Annotated in this window: 19 protein-coding genes and 1 riboswitch; of the genes, 13 read left to right on the forward strand and 6 right to left on the reverse strand. The window is 45.6% G+C overall.

Annotation, left to right across the window (positions count from 1 at the left end; all coding sequences use genetic code 11):
* The first annotated feature begins 30 nt into the window (after positions 1 to 30).
* Positions 31 to 1,284 carry an AmpG family muropeptide MFS transporter gene (locus ICN17_RS03405; RefSeq protein WP_216236653.1) on the forward strand — a complete coding sequence of 418 codons (1,254 nt, stop codon included), beginning with the start codon at positions 31 to 33 and terminating at the stop codon, positions 1,282 to 1,284.
* Between the two features lie 18 nt (positions 1,285 to 1,302).
* On the opposite strand, the gene ICN17_RS03410 is transcribed toward ICN17_RS03405, so the two are convergent.
* Positions 1,303 to 2,085, reverse strand: a complete 783-nt coding sequence (locus ICN17_RS03410) for an exodeoxyribonuclease III (RefSeq protein WP_216236137.1) — start codon at positions 2,083 to 2,085, stop codon at positions 1,303 to 1,305.
* 8 nt (positions 2,086 to 2,093) lie between these two features.
* Here ICN17_RS03410 and pyrE point away from each other — a divergent pair, with 8 nt between their 5' ends.
* Positions 2,094 to 2,762 carry an orotate phosphoribosyltransferase gene (pyrE, locus tag ICN17_RS03415; RefSeq protein ID WP_216236138.1) on the forward strand — a complete coding sequence of 223 codons (669 nt, stop codon included), beginning with the start codon at positions 2,094 to 2,096 and terminating at the stop codon, positions 2,760 to 2,762.
* On the opposite strand, the gene dapF is transcribed toward pyrE, so the two are convergent.
* From dapF to ICN17_RS03430, 3 genes are read right to left on the reverse strand one after another with little or no spacing between them, the layout of a single operon-like run.
* Complete coding sequence (dapF, locus tag ICN17_RS03420; RefSeq protein WP_216236654.1) at positions 2,759 to 3,613, reverse strand: diaminopimelate epimerase; 855 nt, start codon at positions 3,611 to 3,613, stop codon at positions 2,759 to 2,761. The genes pyrE and dapF overlap by 4 nt on opposite strands.
* A 53-nt stretch (positions 3,614 to 3,666) precedes the next feature.
* Positions 3,667 to 4,566 (reverse strand): lipid A biosynthesis acyltransferase, encoded by a 900-nt coding sequence (locus tag ICN17_RS03425; protein ID WP_216236139.1) that lies wholly within the window; start codon positions 4,564 to 4,566, stop codon positions 3,667 to 3,669.
* Positions 4,567 to 4,581: 15 nt separating this feature from the next.
* The gene (locus tag ICN17_RS03430) at positions 4,582 to 5,442 is read right to left on the reverse strand and encodes a lysophospholipid acyltransferase family protein (RefSeq protein WP_370625940.1); all 861 of its coding nucleotides are present in this window, start codon (positions 5,440 to 5,442) and stop codon (positions 4,582 to 4,584) included.
* Positions 5,443 to 5,644: 202 nt separating this feature from the next.
* Here ICN17_RS03430 and metK point away from each other — a divergent pair, with 202 nt between their 5' ends.
* The 3 genes from metK (at position 5,645) to metF (ending at position 9,355) form a co-directional block, all read left to right on the forward strand.
* Positions 5,645 to 6,811: a methionine adenosyltransferase gene (gene metK / locus ICN17_RS03435; protein WP_216236140.1), complete on the forward strand. Its 1,167-nt coding sequence runs from the start codon at positions 5,645 to 5,647 to the stop codon at positions 6,809 to 6,811.
* Positions 6,812 to 6,878: 67 nt separating this feature from the next.
* A riboswitch (S-adenosyl-L-homocysteine riboswitch) is annotated at positions 6,879 to 6,984 on the forward strand.
* Between the two features lie 61 nt (positions 6,985 to 7,045).
* The gene (ahcY, locus tag ICN17_RS03440; protein ID WP_216236656.1) at positions 7,046 to 8,491 is read left to right on the forward strand and encodes an adenosylhomocysteinase; all 1,446 of its coding nucleotides are present in this window, start codon (positions 7,046 to 7,048) and stop codon (positions 8,489 to 8,491) included.
* Between the two features lie 33 nt (positions 8,492 to 8,524).
* On the forward strand, positions 8,525 to 9,355 hold the full coding sequence (gene metF / locus ICN17_RS03445; protein ID WP_216236141.1) for a methylenetetrahydrofolate reductase [NAD(P)H]: 831 nt from the start codon (positions 8,525 to 8,527) through the stop codon (positions 9,353 to 9,355).
* Here the strand turns inward: metF and ICN17_RS03450 are convergent.
* Entirely contained in the window at positions 9,344 to 9,961 is a 618-nt protein-coding gene (locus ICN17_RS03450) for a 5-formyltetrahydrofolate cyclo-ligase (RefSeq protein ID WP_255538273.1), read from the reverse strand. The two genes, metF and ICN17_RS03450, sit on opposite strands and share 12 nt — an antisense overlap.
* Positions 9,962 to 10,065: 104 nt before the next feature.
* Between ICN17_RS03450 and ICN17_RS03455 the strand changes: the two genes are divergently transcribed.
* From ICN17_RS03455 to ICN17_RS03465, 3 genes are read left to right on the forward strand one after another with little or no spacing between them, the layout of a single operon-like run.
* Positions 10,066 to 12,012, forward strand: a complete 1,947-nt coding sequence (locus ICN17_RS03455) for a lytic transglycosylase domain-containing protein (protein ID WP_216236143.1) — start codon at positions 10,066 to 10,068, stop codon at positions 12,010 to 12,012.
* 25 nt (positions 12,013 to 12,037) lie between these two features.
* Positions 12,038 to 12,946: a complex I NDUFA9 subunit family protein gene (locus ICN17_RS03460; protein ID WP_216236144.1), complete on the forward strand. Its 909-nt coding sequence runs from the start codon at positions 12,038 to 12,040 to the stop codon at positions 12,944 to 12,946.
* On the forward strand, positions 12,946 to 14,076 hold the full coding sequence (locus tag ICN17_RS03465; RefSeq protein WP_216236145.1) for a polynucleotide adenylyltransferase: 1,131 nt from the start codon (positions 12,946 to 12,948) through the stop codon (positions 14,074 to 14,076). The genes ICN17_RS03460 and ICN17_RS03465 overlap by 1 nt, the downstream gene beginning before the upstream one ends.
* 3 nt (positions 14,077 to 14,079) lie before the next feature.
* Here the strand turns inward: ICN17_RS03465 and ICN17_RS03470 are convergent, their stop codons facing one another.
* Positions 14,080 to 15,267 (reverse strand): class I SAM-dependent methyltransferase, encoded by a 1,188-nt coding sequence (locus ICN17_RS03470; RefSeq protein WP_216236146.1) that lies wholly within the window; start codon positions 15,265 to 15,267, stop codon positions 14,080 to 14,082.
* Positions 15,268 to 15,292: 25 nt separating this feature from the next.
* Here ICN17_RS03470 and ICN17_RS03475 point away from each other — a divergent pair, with 25 nt between their 5' ends.
* From ICN17_RS03475 to glmS, 5 genes are read left to right on the forward strand one after another with little or no spacing between them, the layout of a single operon-like run.
* Positions 15,293 to 16,099: an SDR family oxidoreductase gene (locus tag ICN17_RS03475; RefSeq protein WP_216236147.1), complete on the forward strand. Its 807-nt coding sequence runs from the start codon at positions 15,293 to 15,295 to the stop codon at positions 16,097 to 16,099.
* Positions 16,100 to 16,110: 11 nt separating this feature from the next.
* A complete protein-coding gene (locus ICN17_RS03480; RefSeq protein ID WP_216236148.1) occupies positions 16,111 to 16,506 on the forward strand; it encodes a dihydroneopterin aldolase in 396 nt (131 codons plus the stop codon).
* A gap of 10 nt (positions 16,507 to 16,516) precedes the next feature.
* Complete coding sequence (gene ttcA, locus ICN17_RS03485; RefSeq protein ID WP_087908695.1) at positions 16,517 to 17,425, forward strand: tRNA 2-thiocytidine(32) synthetase TtcA; 909 nt, start codon at positions 16,517 to 16,519, stop codon at positions 17,423 to 17,425.
* Complete coding sequence (glmU, locus tag ICN17_RS03490; protein WP_216236149.1) at positions 17,422 to 18,912, forward strand: bifunctional UDP-N-acetylglucosamine diphosphorylase/glucosamine-1-phosphate N-acetyltransferase GlmU; 1,491 nt, start codon at positions 17,422 to 17,424, stop codon at positions 18,910 to 18,912. Before ttcA ends, glmU begins: the two co-directional genes overlap by 4 nt.
* Positions 18,912 to 20,744, forward strand: a complete 1,833-nt coding sequence (gene glmS, locus ICN17_RS03495; protein WP_216236150.1) for a glutamine--fructose-6-phosphate transaminase (isomerizing) — start codon at positions 18,912 to 18,914, stop codon at positions 20,742 to 20,744. The genes glmU and glmS overlap by 1 nt, the downstream gene beginning before the upstream one ends.
* Positions 20,745 to 20,782: the final 38 nt, after the last annotated feature.

The raw sequence follows: 20,782 nt of genomic DNA on the forward strand, positions 1-20,782 counted from the left end.
CGGGTTTATCTCGAATGGCCCTGCCTTCGAATGTTATTTCTTGGGTTTTCTGCTGGCCTACCTCTTCTATTAATACTTGGAACACTCAGCTTTTGGTTGCGTGAGGCAGGCATTGATCGCAGCACTATTGGCTACTTAACTTGGGTTGGACTCATCTATGCATTCAAGTGGATGTGGGCTCCGCTTGTTGATCGCTTGCAAATTCCTCTGCTAACGAAATTATTTGGTCGGCGTCGTAGTTGGTTGCTGTTTGCGCAAGCACTCATTATTTTCGGTCTCGTAGGAATGTCTACGCTTGATCCTAAGCTGGCCCTGAACTCAGTTGTTTGGTGCGCTTTATTAGTGGCATTCGGTTCAGCTACGCAAGATATTGCATTAGATGCATTCCGGATTGAATCAGCCAATAGCGATTATCAAGCAGCCTTAGCGGCTACGTATCAAACGGGTTACCGATTGGCTTTGATCTGGTCAGGCGCAGGCGTCTTGTGGCTGGCTGCCAGGGCTGAGACAGGCAGTGGCTATGATGCTGGCGCGTGGCAGTTTGCTTATTTGTGTATGGCTGCATCTATTGGGGTTGGAGTAATCACGACTCTATTGAGTAAAGAGCCAGTGCAAATTCAATTGGCAAAAGCACGCAATGTCAAAGCATGGCTCCATCAAACCTTGATTGAGCCATTTGCTGAGTTTCTTACTCGCTATCGCTGGCATGCAGTATTGATTTTGTCTTTAATTGCAATCTATCGTATTAGCGATGTGGTGATGGGCATTATGGCCAACCCCTTTTATGTCGACATGGGTTACACCAAGGATGAAGTGGCAGCGGTGAGCAAAGTGTTTGGTGTGGTCATGACTTTGGTAGGCGCTTTTGTGGGCGGTGTCCTCACCTTACGATTTGGTGTCTTGCGTATTTTGTTTGTGGGCGCAGTGTTATCTGCAGCTAGTAATTTATTATTTGCTTGGTTGGCAACACAAGGTCATGATTTACATGGCTTGATTTGGGTAATTTCTGCTGACAATTTGAGCTCAGGTATTGCCAGTGCGGCATTCATCGCCTTCTTATCTGCCCTAACGAACATTCGTTATTCAGCAACGCAATACGCCTTGTTTAGTTCGATGATGTTGCTCTTGCCAAAATGGTTAGCGGGCTTCTCAGGAGTCTTCGTAGATACCTTCGGTTATCAAACATTTTTCTTCGGAACAGCGATTATTGGCGCCCCAGTTCTACTGTTGATTTGGGCAACCATTCATTTCAAAATTGTTCAGATCAAAAAAGAAGACGAGTAATTTCGCCGCCTACATTGTTTAAAGCTTCCAGTCATAGTCCACAGTAAGTGGCGCATGATCTGAAAAGCGTTCATCTTTATACACGGCAGTTTTCTTTGCTGTCTTAGCTATGCCAGGTGTGCTGATGTGATAGTCAATTCGCCATCCAACATTCTTGGCATAGGCTTGACCACGATTGCTCCACCAGGTGTAGCAAGACTCTCCTGCTTCTGGCTCTAATTTGCGATACACATCTACGTAGCCAACCCGATCAAATAAGTTGGTAAGCCATGCTCGCTCTTCTGGCAAGAAGCCAGAGTTTTTGAGATTGCCCTTCCAGTTCTTAAGATCGATTTCATGATGGGCAATATTGACATCACCACAGAGCACAATTTCTTGGCCAGATTTTTTAAGCTTGATGAGGTGGGGTAAGAAGCTATCGAGATAGCGATATTTAGCCTCTTGGCGCTCGGGTGAGCTTGAGCCTGAGGGCATATAAACCGAAATCACCGAAAGCCCCTTAAAGCGAGCTTCTACATAGCGCCCCTCAGCATCAAACTCTGTATTGCCATAGCCATATAAGACTTCATCTGGTTTATGGGGTGTATAGATGCCGCAGCCGCTATAGCCTTTTTTCTCGGCATGGTGAAAATAGCCATGCATGCCGTCTGGATTCAGAATGGCGTCTTCTAGGTCATCGCGTTGGGCCTTCAGCTCTTGCATGCAGATGAAGTCTGCTTTTTGCTTAATGGCCCAGGGCAGAAAGCCTTTTTTGACTGCTGAACGGATACCGTTGAGGTTCGCTGAAATGATGCGTAACATGTAGGCCTATGAGCTCAAATAATTCAAATCAAGATAACTTCATTCGTTTTGCCTTAGAGGCAAAGGTTTTGTCCTTTGGGGAGTTTAAAACTAAAGCGGGGCGACTCTCTCCTTATTTTTTTAATGCGGGTGGATTTAATGATGGTGCACGTTTAAGTGCGCTAGGTCGTTATTACGCTAAGGCCTTGCAGGAATCGAATATTCAGTTCGACATGCTCTATGGCCCTGCCTATAAAGGTATCACGCTAGCTGCAGCTACAGCCATCGCATTAGCTGACATCGGCATTAATGTTCCTTATGCCTACAACCGCAAGGAAGTTAAGGACCACGGTGAGGGCGGTTCATTAGTGGGTGCCCCTGTTAAAGGCAAAGTAGTGATTATTGATGATGTGATTTCTGCTGGTACTTCGGTACGAGAATCGGTTGACCTGATTCGTGGTGCAGGCGCTGAGCCAACCGCAGTATTGATTGCATTAGATCGGATGGAGCGCTCTGGCAATGCAGTGGAGATTGGTGAGAAGTCTGCAGTGCAGGCAGTTGAACAAGAGTTTGGTTTGCCAGTCATCGCGATTGCAAATCTAGCCGACTTAATGTTTTTCTTAACTTTTTCTAGCGATGCGCAGTTAACAAACTATCTGCCTGCGGTAAAGGCTTACCGCGAGAAATACGGCATTTAAATTATTGCTTCGCCCTCAAAGACAGTAACTGCCGGCCCGGTCATGATCACGGATTGAATAATGCTATCGACAGTGCCGCCCCAGGCAATGTGAAGATCGCCACCACGGGTATGCACTTTGACAGGCGAATCCAGCAAGCCTCTGCGAATCCCTGAGACTACCGCCGCACAAGCGCCTGTGCCACAAGCTAGCGTTTCTCCAGCGCCACGTTCATAGACACGCAACTTGATTTCATTGCGATTCATGACTTGCATATAGCCAGCATTTACTCTTTTAGGGAAAGCGGAATATTGTTCAATTTCAGCCCCCTCTTCAAGAACAGGAGCGCTCTCAACGTCCGCAACAGCTTGGACTGCATGCGGGTTACCCATTGAAAGTACGCTAACAAAACTATCATGCGTCGCAGGACGACTTAAAGGAAGTGAGTAAAGAGTTTCTTGAAACTCTTGCATGCTGGCTAATCCGTTTTCATTAAAGGGGATATGGCTATGATCAAAAATGGGTGCTCCCATATCCACTTCTACTTGGCCATCAGGATGTGACTTGAGAGTAAGCACAGTATGTGCAACTTCAACACGCAATGGATTTTTAGTCGATAAACCCTGATCCAATACGAAGCGCACAAAGCAGCGTGAGCCGTTACCACATTGCTCTACTTCGCCACCATCGGCATTAAAAATCCTGTAACGAAAATCAGCATCTGGACGCGTAGTTTTTTCAACAATCAGAATTTGATCTGCACCAATACCAAATTGACGATGGGCTAATGCCTGCCATTGCTCGCGTGTAATAGAGCTGAGGTCTTGATCAATGCCGTTGAGCACAATGAAATCATTGCCAGCACCATGCATTTTGGTGAAGCGTAATTTGCGTGCTGGTGAATGTGTGCTCAAAATGTTTCCGCTTAATCGTAAAGACTGGCTTCGCCAGGAGGTCTATGTTTAAAACGCTTATGTACCCAATAGTACTCCGCTGGTCTTTCTTGAACAAGCTCTTCAATATAGTGATTGAGGAGTGCTGTATCTTTTTCAACATCATCGCTTGGAAAGTTTGGTAAGGGCTTGCTGATATGGCAGGTGTAGCCTTTGCGATCTTGATTTAATGTCGTGGTCATCAAGCAGACCTCTGCCCCGCTGAGTTTGGCTAAGCGTGAAACCGAGGTAATAGTATTGGTTTGAATACCAAAGAAGGGAACAAAAACAGAGTCGCGTGGGCCCAAATCAATATCAGGGGCAATAAAGATAAAGTTTCCTGTTTGAATTTCACGAATGAGATCGCGTAAGCGACTTTGTCTTTCGATAGATTTGCCGCCAAAGCGATTTCTCCACTCAATCATCTTTTGATTAAAAAATGGATTCTTCATATTTTGATAAAGGCCTGCACCTCTTGGCCAGTCATGTTGGCTGGCCAAAACCGATAGGGCCATAAACCCGCCCTCTAGCCCTACGAAGTGTGGATTAATCAGTAAGCGTGGCTTGCGATCGCCCAGAGTGATCTCAGAATTGATGGAGACGATATCAGTAATTTGTTTGCCACTGCCAAGCCAAATACGGCTTCTCTCCAAAACACTACGACCAAATAATTTCCAATGTTCCAGTGCTAGCGCATCAATTTCTTTTTCACTCAGATTGGGAAAACATAAGCGAAGATTGGTTTTCACTACATGACTGCGACTATTGGGTATATGAGCAGCAAGCCAGCCAAGGCCGTAGCCTACATGGACTGTGATCGTATATGGCAAAAAGGCAAAGAGGCGCAATACATTCAGCGCTAGAAAATTGAAGAGGTTGGACAACCAGGCCATTACAAAATTTTATAACTAATTGCTTGGCGGCAATTCTGCACCAGCGGGATGCTTATAGCGGTTATAAGACCAAATAAATTGTTCCGGGGCAACGAGCACCGCATTCTCAATAGCAACATTGATCTGAGTAGCTGCAATATTGGCATCTTCAGATAAGGTAGCCAGTCTAGTGGCCTGCATTAACCAACCCTTGCCAATACCTTTGCGTTTCGCAGTAAACATGACTACTGGCGTGTTGTTGCGATTTGCTAGGCGTGCAGGTAGTGGAGTGGTGTAGGCGGGTCGCCCAAAGAATGGCACCCAAACACCCTCGCCACCACTAGGAACCTGATCAGGAAGAATGCCAATGGCCTCGCCGCGAGTGAGTGCCCTGGTCATCTGACGCACACCATTGAGATTGGTGGGAACAAAATGCATATTCGGATAGGCGCGACCTTCTTCGACTACTTCATTGAGCCATTCTTGACGCGAGGGTCTATACAAAATAGTTGCAGTGAAATGTTGGGCCAACACACGAGGGATGATTTCAAAGCCACCAAGATGGGGTGTCAGCATCACCAAGCCATGCCCCTCATTGATTGCTGATTCGACTGCATCCCAGTTCTGCACTTCAACTAATTTGAGTGCTTTCTGGGGGTTACGCCAAATCCATAAGCTATCTGAAAACAGCATTCCAGAGGCTCTAATGGCCTCCCAAAGCCTCATGGGGAGTTTGTGGGCGCTAACTACAGCTTCGTATTGCGGGCGAAAGAGTGAGCGGTATTGCTTAGAGCCTATATAGGCCAGCATGCCCATACACGCTCCAATTACTTGCATGAGAGCAAGTGGAAGGGCGGTAAGGCTATTGAGGCTAAGCTGAAGAAGGAGTTTTCGCACCCCCCAATGATATTCAATGCTGCCATCGGGGCCAAATTTAAGTTCGTCTTGATGGATTAAGCCCTTTTCGGATAAAATCGAATCATCGCTGAGTTAAGACAACTTGCAGGGCGATTCAAAAATTCTGCTAAAGCGTCGCCGTTGTGGTTCCTGGCACGTAGAGTTGTCCAATAAATCGTGTTAATTATTAAAGGAATAGGCAATGGCAAACGATTACTTCTTTACCTCAGAATCAGTTTCTGAGGGTCACCCCGATAAAGTAGCAGACCAAATTTCTGATGCCATCTTGGACTCCATCTTGGCCCAAGATCCAACTGCACGTGTTGCAGCAGAAACTTTATGTAACACCGGCTTGGTAGTTCTTGCTGGTGAAATTACTACCAATGCAAACGTTGACTATATTCAAGTTGCCCGCAATACCTTACGTGAAATCGGCTACGACAATACTGACTACGGCATTGATTACAAAGGTTGCGCAGTTTTAGTTGCATATGACAAGCAAAGTCCAGATATTGCTCAGGGCGTCGATAAGGCGCATGACGATGGCCTAGATCAGGGCGCTGGTGACCAAGGCTTGATGTTTGGTTATGCTTGCGATGAAACTTCAGAGCTCATGCCTTTGCCTATTCATTTGTCACATCGCTTGGTAGAGCGTCAATCACAATTGCGTCGCGATGGCCGTCTCAATTGGTTGCGTCCTGATGCAAAGTCACAAGTCACCTTGCGCTATGTTGATGGCAAGCCTGACTCGATCGACACAGTTGTGTTGTCTACTCAACACGATGAAGATATTTCTCTTGAAAAATTACGTGAAGCAGTGATCGAAGAGATCATCAAACCGGTATTACCTAAGCATTTGATTAAAGGCGCGATTAACTTCTTAGTGAACCCTACGGGTCGCTTTGTTATTGGTGGCCCACAAGGCGATTGCGGTTTAACTGGCCGCAAAATTATTGTCGATACCTACGGTGGCGCAGCTCCTCATGGTGGTGGTGCGTTCTCCGGCAAGGATCCTTCTAAGGTTGATCGCTCTGCTGCGTATGCCGGTCGTTATGTTGCGAAGAACGTGGTTGCTGCTGGTTTGGCAAGCAAGTGCTTGATTCAGATTTCTTATGCGATTGGTGTTGCTAAACCAACTTCAGTGATGGTGAGCACATTTGGCACCGGAAAGGTCTCCGATGAAAAGATTGCGCAATTGGTTTCTGAGCACTTTGATTTGCGTCCAAAAGGAATTGTGAAGATGCTTAACCTCTTGCGCCCTATTTATCGCAAGACGGCTGCTTATGGTCATTTTGGGCGCGAGGAGCCAGAATTCACTTGGGAGCAAACAGATAAAGCGGCAGCATTACGTGCTGCAGCGGGCTTGTAAGTAGTAAAAAAGCCGTTTGTAGATGTATTGAGGCGAAATATGGCGTAATTGTTTACAATTACGCCATACCTTCAAGGAGCGTTGCAAGGAATGCTGAGACCCAGTATTTCCCCAGGCTTGAAGGGAGCGGGCTCTTAATCAGAGCTTGCTAATTGCAACCGCGCTCGCTAACCCATGATTCAACGGCTAGCGAGTTTGCACTCCAGCATTGGATCGTATTTAGCTGGAGCATTAATGAATACCGTTTCTGATTTAAACAACTTTGTTGCAACTCGTTGCGCGATTGCTGATATTTCTTTAGCTGATTTTGGCCGTAAAGAAATTGCGATTGCTGAAACTGAGATGCCTGGCTTGATCGCCATTCGTGATGAATTTGCTGCACAACAACCGCTGCGTGGCGCACGTATTACTGGTTCCTTGCACATGACCATTCAAACTGCTGTACTGATTGAGACCCTTGAGGCGCTGGGTGCTGAAGTTCAGTGGGCTTCTTGCAATATTTTCTCAACACAAGACCATGCTGCAGCAGCAATCGCTGCTAACGGCACGCCTGTATTTGCTATCAAGGGCGAGACTCTTGAGCAATACTGGGATTTCACCCATCGTATTTTTGAGTGGGCTGATGGCGGCTTCACCAATATGATTTTGGATGATGGTGGCGATGCAACTTTGCTTTTGCACCTCGGTGCACGTGCTGAAAAAGATCAGGCTTGCTTGAATCACCCAACTAGCGAAGAAGAGACGATTTTATTTGCTGCTATTAAGAAAAAATTAGCACAAGATCCAACGTGGTATTCAACACGTTTAGAAAAAGTAAAAGGCGTTACTGAAGAAACTACTACTGGTGTGCACCGTTTATATCAAATGTTTGCTAAAGGTGAGCTGAAGTTCCCAGCAATTAACGTGAACGACTCTGTAACCAAGAGCAAGTTCGATAATCTCTATGGTTGCCGTGAGTCTTTAGTTGATGCAATTAAGCGTGCCACTGATGTCATGGTGGCAGGCAAGGTTGCGGTAGTTTGTGGATATGGTGACGTGGGCAAGGGCTCAGCTCAAGCCTTGCGCGCTCTTTCTGCTCAAGTTTGGGTGACTGAAGTTGATCCAATTTGCGCACTCCAAGCTGCGATGGAAGGTTATCGCGTTGTAACGATGGATTACGCTGCTGATAAAGCAGATATTTTTGTTTCCGCTACTGGCAACTACCACGTGATTACGCATGACCATATGGCTAAGATGAAAAATCAAGCCATCGTTTGTAATATTGGCCACTTCGATAATGAGATTGATGTTGCTGGTATTGAAAAATACAAGTGGGAAGAGATCAAGCCACAAGTTGACCATGTGATTTTCCCGGCAAGCAATGGTCAGCCTGAAAAGCGTATCATCATTCTGGCCAAAGGCCGCTTGGTAAACCTGGGTTGCGGTACAGGTCACCCTTCCTACGTAATGAGCTCTTCATTTGCAAACCAAGTGATTGCTCAGATCGAATTATGGAATGCGGTTGGTAGCAATAAATATCCGGTCGGCGTATACACATTGCCTAAGCATTTGGATGAGAAGGTTGCGCGTTTACAGCTCAAGACCTTAAATGCTGAGCTCACTGTGTTATCTGATCAGCAGGCCGCCTACATCAACGTAACAAAGGAAGGCCCATACAAGGCTGACCACTATCGTTATTAATCCATTTTTTAATAGATACCTAGGCCCAAAATCATGGAATTAAGCGTCGAATTCTTTCCTCCAAAAACACCTGAAGGTGAGAAGAAGCTACATCTTGTACGCGAGCGTTTTAGTGAAACGCTTAAGCCTGCGTTTTTTTCCGTGACCTTTGGTGCCGGTGGATCTACTCAGTCTGGCACATTGAAGGTAGTGAGTGATATTCATGCTGCTGGTGCAGTAGTTGCCCCTCATTTATCCTGTGTTGGTAGCTCACGTGAAAGCGTGCGCGAAATGTTGAAACAATATCAAGCATTGGGCGTGAAGCGTATTGTGGCTTTGCGAGGCGACTTGCCGTCTGGTATGGGTCAGTATGGCGAGTTTCATCATGCCAATGAGTTAGTGGAATTTATTCGGACAGAAACTGGCGATTGGTTTCATATTGATGTAGCCGCCTATCCAGAGACGCATCCACAGGCAAAGTCTCCTGCGAGCGATATAGATTTCTTTGTGCAAAAAATGAAGTCTGGCGCTAATTCAGCTGTGACTCAGTATTTTTATAACAGTGATGCTTACTTCCGTTTTGTTGATGAGGCTTATGACTTAGGCGTGACCCAACCCGTCATTGCAGGCATTATGCCAATAACCAATAGCACCCAGTTATTGCGCTTTTCAGACACTTGTGGCGCTGAGATTCCCCGTTGGATTCGTTTGCGCCTTCAATCCTACGGTGACGATATTGCCTCTATCCGAGCATTTGGCGAAGAAGTGGTGACGGATTTGTGTGATCAGTTACTAACTGCAGGCGCCCCAGGATTGCATTTCTATTCTTTGAATCAGGCAGATGCTGTTTTAGCAATCGCTGACAACTTAGATTTAACGAAATAAGCCAGACTCTGTAATTAGCATATCTAAAGGCTCATCATGAGTTTGAGCCACCCACTGGGCATCATTGAGTTTTTGCCAATCGAAACCGATCCCAATACAAGCAAGCTTGGGATTGTGCTTTCTGAGTTCGGCGAGAGTTCGATCAAAGTAACCGCCGCCATAACCTAGTCGCCAATATTGAGCTTTGCCATTCTTAATAGAGCTTGACCATCCTACGCAGGGAATCAGGATGTAATCGGGATTGACTGCTGGTCTTGAGGGGTTGTTTGGGTTTGGTTCGGGTACGCCATATTCGCTTAGGATTAACTTATCACCTTCTTGCCATTCATAAAAGTTGAGGTGTTTATCAGCACGAGCAAATGGGAGTGCAAGGCGGCGTTCAGCCTTTTGATGCGCCCAAGCAATTAATGCAGGGCGTAAATCAATTTCATCTTGAATTGGCCAATAAAGCGCTATAACCCGCTGTGAATTGCCATCCTCAGTTAAAAACTGATTGAGACTAGCAATCAGGAGATCTTTAGTCTGGCCATAATTTTGCCCAGCAGCAAATTCTTTACGTTGCTTTAACAAATCTTGACGAAGAGTTTTTGATGAATTACCGTGCATATCGTCCATTATCAGGCGAAAATTAGAAGATATAGTAAACAACTTAATACCAGGCAAATACTGGCAAATCTGTATAAGGCTAGATGGTGAAAAAGAAGTCTCAAATGATCAAAATTAATCAGCTCCACTGGACCAAGATATTGGTTCTAGGGCTAGCCTTGGCTATGCCAAGCGCTTTTGCAGAAAAGACAAAAAAACCGAGCATGCCAAAGTCGTATGAGAGCAAGGCTGCCCCAGCTGAGATTACAGATACCGATCGAATGTTTATTGATCTTCGAGAAGCTGCCAGGAAGAATGATGTCTTTCGCACGCAACAGCTTTCATCCAGCTTGGCAGCCTATCCATTTGATGACTATGTGGCGTATTTTCGAATTAAGCCCCAATTATTTGATAGTGGTGGTGGGCCCCGTGGTGATTACAGTGCTGATGCCGAGGTGGTTGCGTTTTTAAATCAGTATCAAGGCACTGCTTTGGCTGATCGCATGCGTAATGATTGGTTATTAGTCTTGGGTAAGCGAAAAGACTGGGCTCGTTTTGATTTGGAGTATGCCAAGTTTGTTTTGGATGATGACACTCAGGTGAAGTGCTATTCCTTGCTATCAAAATTATCTCAAGGCGAGAATCCAACTAAATTAGCAATCGACTCCCGCTCAATCTTGTTGGATCCAAGCTATTTTGGACAAGCTTGCCAAGAGCTGGTTCCTTCCTTAGTTGCTGCCGGTGGTATGACGCCTAGCGAGGCAAAGGCAATTGGCCGCGCGGCAAGCGAAAGAGGTTTTGACAGCATGGCACGTCGCTTGGGCGGTGAAGATCCTATTGCAGAAATCGTCAAGGCTGCCAAGGCCGATCCTGCTAGGACCTACCGTGATTTTTTGCAAACCTCCTCACGCTACAGTAAAGAGAATCAGGCTGTTGCTTGGGCTGTCATTGGTCAATTTCTGGCGAAGAAATTAGATCCAAATGCTGATGATGCTTATCGCTTGCAACAAGACCTCGGCTATAACGAATTACTCTCAATAGAGTCGCAAGAGTGGAAGGTTCGCGCAGGCTTGCGCGCCAAGGATTGGCCTTTAGTAAAAAATGCTATCGAGGGTATGAACCCTGTAGTTCGAAGTAAAGATCCTGCTTGGACTTATTGGTACGGCCGCGCTTTAAAAGCTGAAGGTCAAGATGCAAAGGCCAAAGAGAGTTTTGAGTTGATTGCAGACCAATACAACTTTTATGGTCAGCTAGCACGTGAAGAGTTGGGTAGATCGAATCATGCGCCAGCTCGAACTAAAGTGACTGAGCAAGAGATTGATGTGATGGCTAGTCGCAAGGGCTTTATCAGGGGCGAGCGTTTGTATGCCATGAATCTGCGCTTTGAAGGTAATCGCGAGTGGAATTGGGAGCTGCGTAATATGACAGATAAGCAGTTGCTCGCCGCCGCTGAATACGCCAAACGTATTCATTTATATGACCGCGTCGTCAATACTGCGGATCGCACAAAACAAGAGCATGACTTTAGTTTGCGCTATCCAACTCCTTTCAGGGATGAGCTTTCACCCATTGCTAGACAGATTGATTTGAATCTGGCCTGGGCTTATGGACTCATTCGTCAGGAGTCACGCTTCATCATGAATGCATCTTCATCGGTTGGTGCTTCAGGTTTGATGCAAGTAATGCCAAATACAGCAAAGTATGTTGCTAAAAAGATTGGCATGAATAACTACACTAATGACAAGCTGAGCGATACCAATACCAATTTAACTTTAGGAAGTAATTACCTGAATATGGTTTTAGTTGACTTAGATGGCTCTTGGGTGCTGGCATCTGCTGCCTATAACGCAGGCCCCTCACGCTCAAAAGCATGGCGTGAGAAGTTAACTAGCCCAACAGAGGGCGCGATCTTTGCTGAGACTATTCCCTTCAATGAAACGCGGACTTACGTGAAAAATGTCCTCTCAAATGCCAGTTACTATTCCTCTGTGATGAATGGGCAAACACCATCTTTGAAGCAACGCTTAGGGGTCATTTCCCCTAAAGCAGCAACTCAATCTGAATTACCTTAATTAGCATTCATTAATAAGAGAGCTCATGAAATACGACATACTTTTGATTGGCGGTAATGGATTTGTTGGGCGGGTAATAGCTGCGCAATTACAAATGCAGGGTTATTCCGTTCTTTTGCCTACAAGCCATCTTGCTGCTGGTCGTGAACTACGCATGCTACCTAAGGTACATTTGGAAGATGCTGATGTACATGATTTTGATGAGCTGCAATCTCTATGTGCGCGCATTGAAACCAATGGGGCCGTGATTAATTTGGTGGGTGTCTTGCACGATAAGCCTGCGCAGCCTTATGGAAAGGTATTTAAGGCGACCCACGTAGACTTGCCAAAAAATATTATCACTGCGATGCAAATGCATGGTCTTAAGCGTTATCTACATATGAGTGCATTGGGTGCGGATGCGAATGGGCCATCTATGTATCAGCGTAGCAAAGGCGATGGTGAAGTCGCAGTCAAGGCGAGTAATTTAGATTGGACCATTTTTAGGCCATCAGTCATCTTTGGCGCGCAAGATCAATTTATTAATTTATTTGCAAAGCTTACTAAATTGTTTCCAGCAATGCCTTTGGCAAATCATCAGGCTAAATTTCAGCCAGTGAGTGTAGATGACGTTGCAACAGCTTTTGTCATGGCACTAACAATGCTGCAGACTATTCATCAATCATATGATTTAGTTGGGCCTACGGTCTACACCATGAAAGAAATTGTGGAGTTTGCAGCACGCAAAGCCAAAACCTCTTGCACCATTATTCCAGTGCCTGCCTTTGTAGGGTATCTCCAAGCCCTTGCATTTGAATTCTTGCCAGGGCCTACCTTGATGTCGCGTGACAATATTGCCTCGATGCAATTGCCTAATGTATTGCCTGTAAATGGTCAGGATGCATTAAGCGAAGTGTTTGGCGTTAGTCGACGCACTCTAGAGGGTATGCGGTAATGAAAATTTACGCAGTTGGTGGTGCAATACGGGACACCCTAATGGGTTTGCCTGTGCACGACATCGACTATGTAGTTGTTGGCTCTAGCGTGGATGAAATGATTGCCAAAGGTTTTCGTCCTGTGGGTAAGGATTTTCCAGTCTTTCTGCATCCAGAAACTCAAGCTGAATATGCCTTAGCGCGTACTGAACGAAAAACGGGCCAAGGTTATAAAGGCTTTCATTTTTATGCAGACCCTTCAGTGACCTTAGAGCAAGACTTAGAGCGCCGTGATTTAACCATCAATGCGATGGCCCAAGAAATTGATGCCGATGGAAAACAATTTGGCCCCATCATTGATCCATATAACGGCCAAGAAGATTTGGCTAGCAAAGTATTTCGTCACGTATCTGATGCATTTGCCGAAGATCCACTGCGTTTACTGCGTATTGCACGTTTTGCTGCACGCTTCCCCGAATTTAGTATTGCTAATGAGACGATGGCAGCGTTAAAAGCGATTGTTCAATCTGGTGAGTTAAGCACACTTTCAGCAGAGCGGATTTGGCAGGAGCTGGCTAGAGGCTTGATTTCTTCCAGGCCCATGCATATGTTTCAGGTCCTATTAAATACAGGCGCTAGCAAAAGTTTATTACCCGCATTGCTCAACGTAAAGCTTGCGGATGAACCTTTTCGTGAGACATTGATTGCGCATTACGAAGCAAGTGGCAATGGATTAGAAGAGCGTTGCGCCATTACTTTGATGGATCTTCCTGCGACTGAAATTCGCTCATGGGCTCAATGTGTACGTATGCCCATTGAATTACGTGACTTCAGTGAAATTTTTAGTGAGCTGAGGGTATTGGTTCAGAAGTATGCGCACACCCCTTATCAATCTGTTGATGTCTTAGCTTGGTTTAATCGCGCAGATGTTTGGCGCAAACCAGATCGTGCCCAGCTATTGCTGAGCCTTGCCGACAAAATTGGATTGAATGTTTCTGTGTTGACGAATGCGATGCGTAAGGCCCTAGCATTAAATACAGCAGAGATTATTGCTGGTGTTGAGGCGCAAGATCGATCGAATGGTGAGCGGATTGGTAGTGCATTTGAATCTGCAAGACTCGCTGCAATTACTGCTGTACTTCAGTCTTAGACTTTAGAGTCTATTTCTGCCCCGAAGTCCAGGTAGGTCTTCTAGAGAATGTTCCGGCAATAAGTTACCTAAATTTTTTGAGAAGGCAAACGCCTTGAAGAGCTCACCCATTTCGGCCTCGGACAGTAGTTTTTGTAGTGAGTTTGAGATTGGTAAAAAGGTTTCAGGATCGCTCGGATTGCCAATCTCTAATGCAATATCACCAATCCCCGCATCTAATAAATACGCGGCTTGATTAGTGAGATACACATCATCAGCATTTTCCACAAGTGCGTTACGCGCAATTTGTGACCACTCTACATGGGTCGTCAAATCACAAAGGCCTGGAAGGTAAAAGGGATCCTGAATTGCATGATGGCGATGGTGTGCCATTAGCGTACCTTCCAGTCTTTGTGAGTGGTAGTACTCGCTTTCTGGAAAGCCATAGTCGAAAGTCAAAAATAGACCAGTGTCTAGTTGCTTGGCAACTTGCCGCATCCATGCATTAGCAGGCATATGTAATTCAGTGACATAGCCTTCGGAAAAATTCCCACTTAAGAGGCTTTCAGGCAATAGATCTTGCGCTACGGGTGAGCCAACTTTCCAAAGTAGCTTGTGATTTTCAAAGCCAACGCCATACCAATACCAACATCCATTTTGATAAATGATCGCATCGCAGGGAATGGCGTCGATGACTTCGTTAGCAAGAATGATGCCCTTGAATTCTTTTGGTAATTCGCTAAGCCAACAAGATTGAGTGGATAAATTTAATTTTTGAACAAGGCCATCAATGCGTTCTTGCTGACGCTGTGCTAGATCAGGAGAGATCTCGATGATGTCGTAGCGATCCAAGCTAAAGCCAAGATCATGAAGTCGACTCAGAATCGAGGCAGCAAGCTTTCCTGTCCCAGCGCCAAATTCAAGGATTTGGGTCGGCAAACCTTTTTCTTGGAGACCTTCAAAAACCGGCAATAAGGTAGAGCAAATTGCCGCTCCAAAGAGGGGGCTTAGCTCAGGGGCCGTGGTGAAGTCCCCACTAGCGCCTAATTTATGAGCCCCGGCGCTGTAATAGCCCATTCCAGGCTCATATAAGGTCATCTCCATATACCGAGAAAATGGCAGCCAGCCGCCCTGAGAGGCGATCTGAGACGCAATTTTGGCCTTGAGGAGCTCGCTATGCTCCGTTTCAAGGCTGGTCAAGGTAATATCCATAGCTCGCTAGTCTAAGAGAATTTAATTGAACTCACCCTCATCCCGCCAACAGAAAGCAGTTTTAGTGACGGGCGCAGCCAAGCGCCTAGGTCGAGAAATTGCTTTGGAGTTTGCACGCCAGGGATGGGATGTGGCAGTTCATTATGGGCGATCCGAGCAAGATGCTCAGGAAACCGTCAAACAAATTCAGGCTATTGGGGTCCAGGCTCAAGCTTTTCAGGCCGATTTGGCAGATGAGGGTGCTATCAAAATACTCTTTACCGCAGTTACTAAACAATTTCCAAACTTGCATTGCCTAGTCAATAGCGCATCTATTTTTGAGTACGATCGCGCCAATTCGGATGCACCGTTGAGTGCGACTAGCTTGCAAAATCACATGCAGGTCAATTTAACTGCGCCCATTTTGCTATCTCAGCTAATGTTTGAATATCAGCAAAATAATTCAAATAAAACAGATGGTGATCACTTGCCATCGGTCATTCAATTGCTTGATCAAAAGTTAATTAATCTCAATCCAGATTATTTGTCATATACCTTGTCTAAAGCAGCTTTAGCAACTTCCGTTGAGGTACTGGCGTTAGATTTTGCTCCTCACCTCAGGGTGGTTGGCTTGGCACCTGGAATTTCCTTGCCCTCTGGCGATCAAACTAATGACGGATTTGCAAAAGCGCATCAAATGACGCCATTGGGAAAGTCATCGACGCCAAATGATGTTGCAGGAGCAGCTGTATTTTTGGCGCAAGCGAATGCCGTTACTGGCACCACTTTATATGTTGATGGTGGCCAACATTTATTACCCTCATCACGTGATGTGATGTTCAAGACAAATTAAGTAGGTTATTCATGCACGCAATTCTTTCTCATCCAGCTCTTGTAGATTGCCGCCGTTTATTTTTGCGCGACTATGAAATCTATATCAATATTGGTGTTCATGATTTTGAGAAAAAAGCAGAGCAACGCGTGACTCTAAATGTCGATCTTTACATTCCATTGGCGATGAATACTCCAACGCATGATCAGTTAGATGAAGTGGTTGATTACGACTTTATGCGCGAAACCATTAAGGCGCGGGCTTCTAAAGGTCATATTCATCTTCAAGAAACGTTTTGTGATGACATCGTAGCTGCAATGCTGGCACATCCTAAGGTATTGGCAGCGCGAGTTAGTACGGCCAAGCCAGACGTATATCCAGATTGTCATTCTGTTGGTGTCGAAGTATTTCGGATTAAGCAAGCGTAAGTGAGTTGCTATGGGTGATATTCGTAAAGTCGTCTTTGAAGAGAACAAGCTAGAGAAAAAACTCTGTCGCTTAGTAGGTCAAGCCATCGGTGACTTTGGCATGATTGAAGATGGCGACAAAGTGATGGTGTGTGTTTCTGGTGGCAAAGATAGTTATGCCATGCTGGATATTTTGATGAAGTTACGTGAGCGAGCTCCAATTCATTTCGAGATCATTGCTGTTAACTTGGATCAGAAGCAGCCTAACTTTCCTGCGGAGATATTGCCCAATTATTTAAAGAGTTTGGGCGTTCAGTTTCACATTGAAGAGCAAGACACCTACAGTATTGTCAAGCGCGTTATTCCTGAAGGAAAAACAACGTGTGGTTTATGTTCTCGTTTACGCCGAGGTATTTTGTATCGCGTGGCAGATGAATTGGGTGCAACAAAGATTGCTTTAGGCCATCATCGCGATGACATTTTAGAAACTTTGATGCTGAATATGTTTTATGCAGGCAAATTAAAAGGCATGCCCCCTAAGTTACGTTCCGATGATGGCAAGCATATTGTTATCCGTCCTTTAGCTTATGTTCCCGAGAAATTACTTGAGCGCTATGCGGGCGATATGAATTTCCCGATCATTCCTTGTGATCTTTGCGGTAGTCAGCCCAATCTTCAGCGTCAGGTAATGAAGGAAATGTTGCGTGACTGGGAAAAGAAGCACCCTGGCCGAGTAGAAAATCTCTTTCGCTCAATGCACCATATCGTTCCATCCCATTTAATGGATGGCGAGGCCTTTGATTTCCAAAACCTAGAGATTTCTACCGAGCTATCTGGCATTGCCGCTAGATCATCCGGCGATAAAGCGATTGATGAGGCGGAATTAGACGAATTGGCTTGTGGAACTCTCATTCAGGGGACTTATAATCCCCCCTTATGAATATCGTCATCTTGGCTGCTGGGCAAGGAAAGCGGATGAAATCCGCCCTGCCTAAGGTTCTGCAAACGCTAGCAGGGGAGCCTCTCCTCCAGCACGTCCTTGTTACTGCTTTATCACTACAAAACAAGCAGACCAAAAACGGTCCAATCGTGGTGGTTGGTCATGGTGCTGCCGATGTAAAGGAATTCTTAGCCAATGTAAGTAAAGTTGATCCGACCTTTAGCAAAGTCTCTACTGCACTCCAGGCTGAGCAAAAAGGAACAGGCCATGCTCTGCTGCAAGCACTGCCAAAATTAGATATGCAAGAACCTACTTTGGTTCTCTATGGCGATGTCCCGCTGACTAGTAAAAAAACTTTAAGTAAATTAGCCAAATTAGCAGACGGTGTGCGTGGCCAAGATTCTGCCCTTGCATTACTTACTCAGATTCTAGAAAACCCAAAGGGCTATGGCCGTATTGTTCGTGACGCCGATGGTTCAGTGCAGGAGATTGTTGAAGAGAAAGATGCAACACCAGCACAAAAAGCGATTCATGAAATTAACACTGGCATCATGGCGTTGCCAACCAATGTATTAAAGAAATGGCTAAAAGCTTTGCGCGCGAGCAATGCCCAAGGCGAATATTATTTAACCGATGTGATTGCGATGGCCGTGAAAGATGGCGTTCCCATTCGCACGACACAAGCAGATGATGAATTTGAAACAGTTGGCGTGAATAGTCGCGACCAATTAGCCTCCTTAGAGCGCATTCATCAACTCAATATTGCTAATCAATTGATGGATGCTGGTGTGTCATTTGCTGATCCTGCTCGCATTGATGTGCGCGGCACACTCGAGTGCGGTACCGATGTTTTTATTGATGTAGGTTGTGTCTTTGAAGGCTGCGTCACCCTGGCAGCGGGAACAACAATTGGCCCTTACTGCATGATTCGTAACAGTGTGATTGGTAAAGGAGTTGCAGTAAATGCCTACAGCCATATTGATGGGGCTAAAGTTGGCAACCAGTCAGTGATTGGGCCATATGCACGCTTACGCCCCGGCGCTGATTTATCAAACGATGTTCATATTGGTAACTTCGTTGAAGTAAAGAACAGCAAAATCGCGGCTAATAGCAAAGCAAATCATTTAGCTTATATCGGCGATTCTATTGTGGGCTCGAGAGTTAATATTGGTGCAGGTACCATTACTTGTAACTATGATGGCGTGAATAAGCACCAAACCATTATTGAGGATGATGTTTTTATTGGTTCCGATACACAGCTAGTTGCTCCTGTGCGTGTTGGCCGTGGCGCTACATTAGGTGCAGGCACAACCCTGACAAAAGATGCGCCAGCAAATCAGCTAACAGTATCCAGAGCAAGGCAAGTTTCTTTACAGTGGAAGCGCCCTGTTAAGCAAGAGAAAAAGCCTGCTGCAAAGAAAGCCACTAGCAAGAAAGTCGCCGTGAAAAAGGTGACCATTAAAAAAACCGCAAAGGGTAAAAAATAATGTGCGGAATTGTTGGTGCAGCATCCCATCAAAATATTGTTGATGTTCTAGTTGAAGGCTTACGTCGCCTTGAGTACCGCGGGTATGATTCATGTGGATTTGCGGTCATTAATGGAGATGATGCCAAGCATCCAATCGAAAGGGCTCGCACTACAGCCCGCGTTTCTGAGTTAGCTGAGCAGGGCAAAGGGTTTATGGGCACGGTCGGTATTGCCCATACACGCTGGGCTACGCATGGTAAGCCAGATACGCAAAATGCTCACCCGCATATTTCGAATGACCTGATCGCTGTTGTACATAACGGCATTATTGAGAATTACGAAATCTTGCGCTCAGAATTAAAAGCTGCGGGCTATGTGTTCACTTCAGAGACCGATACTGAGGTGATTGCCCATTTGATTCATCAACAATACGTTACTGATGGCCAAAAAGACATCGCCCAATCAGTCAGAATAGTTTTACCTAAATTACATGGTGCATACGCGATTGGCGTAATTACTCAAGTTCAGCCTACAACCTTAATTGGTGCACGAGCTGGCTCGCCATTGGTAATAGCTTTAGGTGATCATGAAAACTTTTTAGCCTCAGACGCACTGGCTTTGGCTGGGCGTGCTAGCTCAATGATGTACTTAGAAGAGGGCGATGTCGCCATTCTTAAAGCAGAAAGTGTAGAGGTGACCGATCAAGCCGGTAGACCCGTTCAAAGAGAGCGCAAGCCAATGCCTACGCAGGCAGACTCTGTGGATCTTGGCCCTTATCAGCATTACATGCAAAAAGAGATCTTTGAGCAGCCTCGGGCGATTGGCGATACGCTGGCTAATATTGCTTCTTTTGGCCCAGAACTCTTCAATGCAAATGCTGGTGACTGGAAGAAATTTGATCAAATCTTAATTTTGGCCTGTGGTACCAGTTATTACTCGGCATGTGTTGGTAAATATTGGCTCGAAGATATCGCTGGTATTCCAACTCAAGTTGAGATTGCAAGCGAGTATCGTTATCGCACCACTGTTCCAAATCCAAAAACTTTGATTGTGGTCGTATCTCAATCAGGCGAGACAGCAGATACATTAGCGGCCCTGCGTCATGCCAAGAGTCTTGGGCATCAGTACACCCTGTCAATTTGTAACGTTGCTAGTAGCGCCATGGTTCGTGAAACGGGTTGGCACTTTTTAACTAAAGCCGGCACTGAAATTGGTGTTGCCTCGACAAAAGCCTTTACTACACAGTTATTGGCACTTTACCTCTTGGCAGTTTCATTAGCCAAGCGTGCAGGGAGAATCTCTCCTGAAAAAGAAAAAGAGCTACTTCGTGAATTACGTCACCTACCTAAAGCACTGCATGCCGTATTAGCGCTGGAACCGCAAATCATCGCTTGGAGCGATGCTTTTTCTAAATGTGAGAATGCGCTTTTCTTAGGGCGCGGCCTGCATTACCCAATCGCACTCGAAGGGGCATTGAAATTAAAAGAGATTTCATACATTCATGCTGAGGCTTATCCAGCTGGCGAGTTAAAGCATGGCCCTTTGGCATTAGTAACTGACAAAATGCCAGTTGTAACGGTTGCTCCAAAAGATGAGCTTCTTGAAAAACTCAAATCCAATATGCAAGAAGTCAAAGCGCGAGGCGGTAAACTTTATGTGTTTGCTGATCACGATACTGAGATTGTCAGTAGCGATGGCATTAATGTCATTCGCTTGCCGGAGCACTATGGCAACCTTTCTCCAATTCTGCATGTAGTGCCTCTACAGCTACTGGCATATCACACAGCCTGTTCACGCGGCACTGATGTAGATAAGCCAAGAAATCTTGCAAAGAGCGTTACCGTCGAATAATTTCCAAGTTTGACATTTGCTCAAAGCTGTGAACAAAT

The organism is Polynucleobacter sp. 73C-SIWE (assembly GCF_018882465.1).
In the GTDB taxonomy this organism is placed as follows: Bacteria; Pseudomonadota; Gammaproteobacteria; order Burkholderiales; family Burkholderiaceae; genus Polynucleobacter.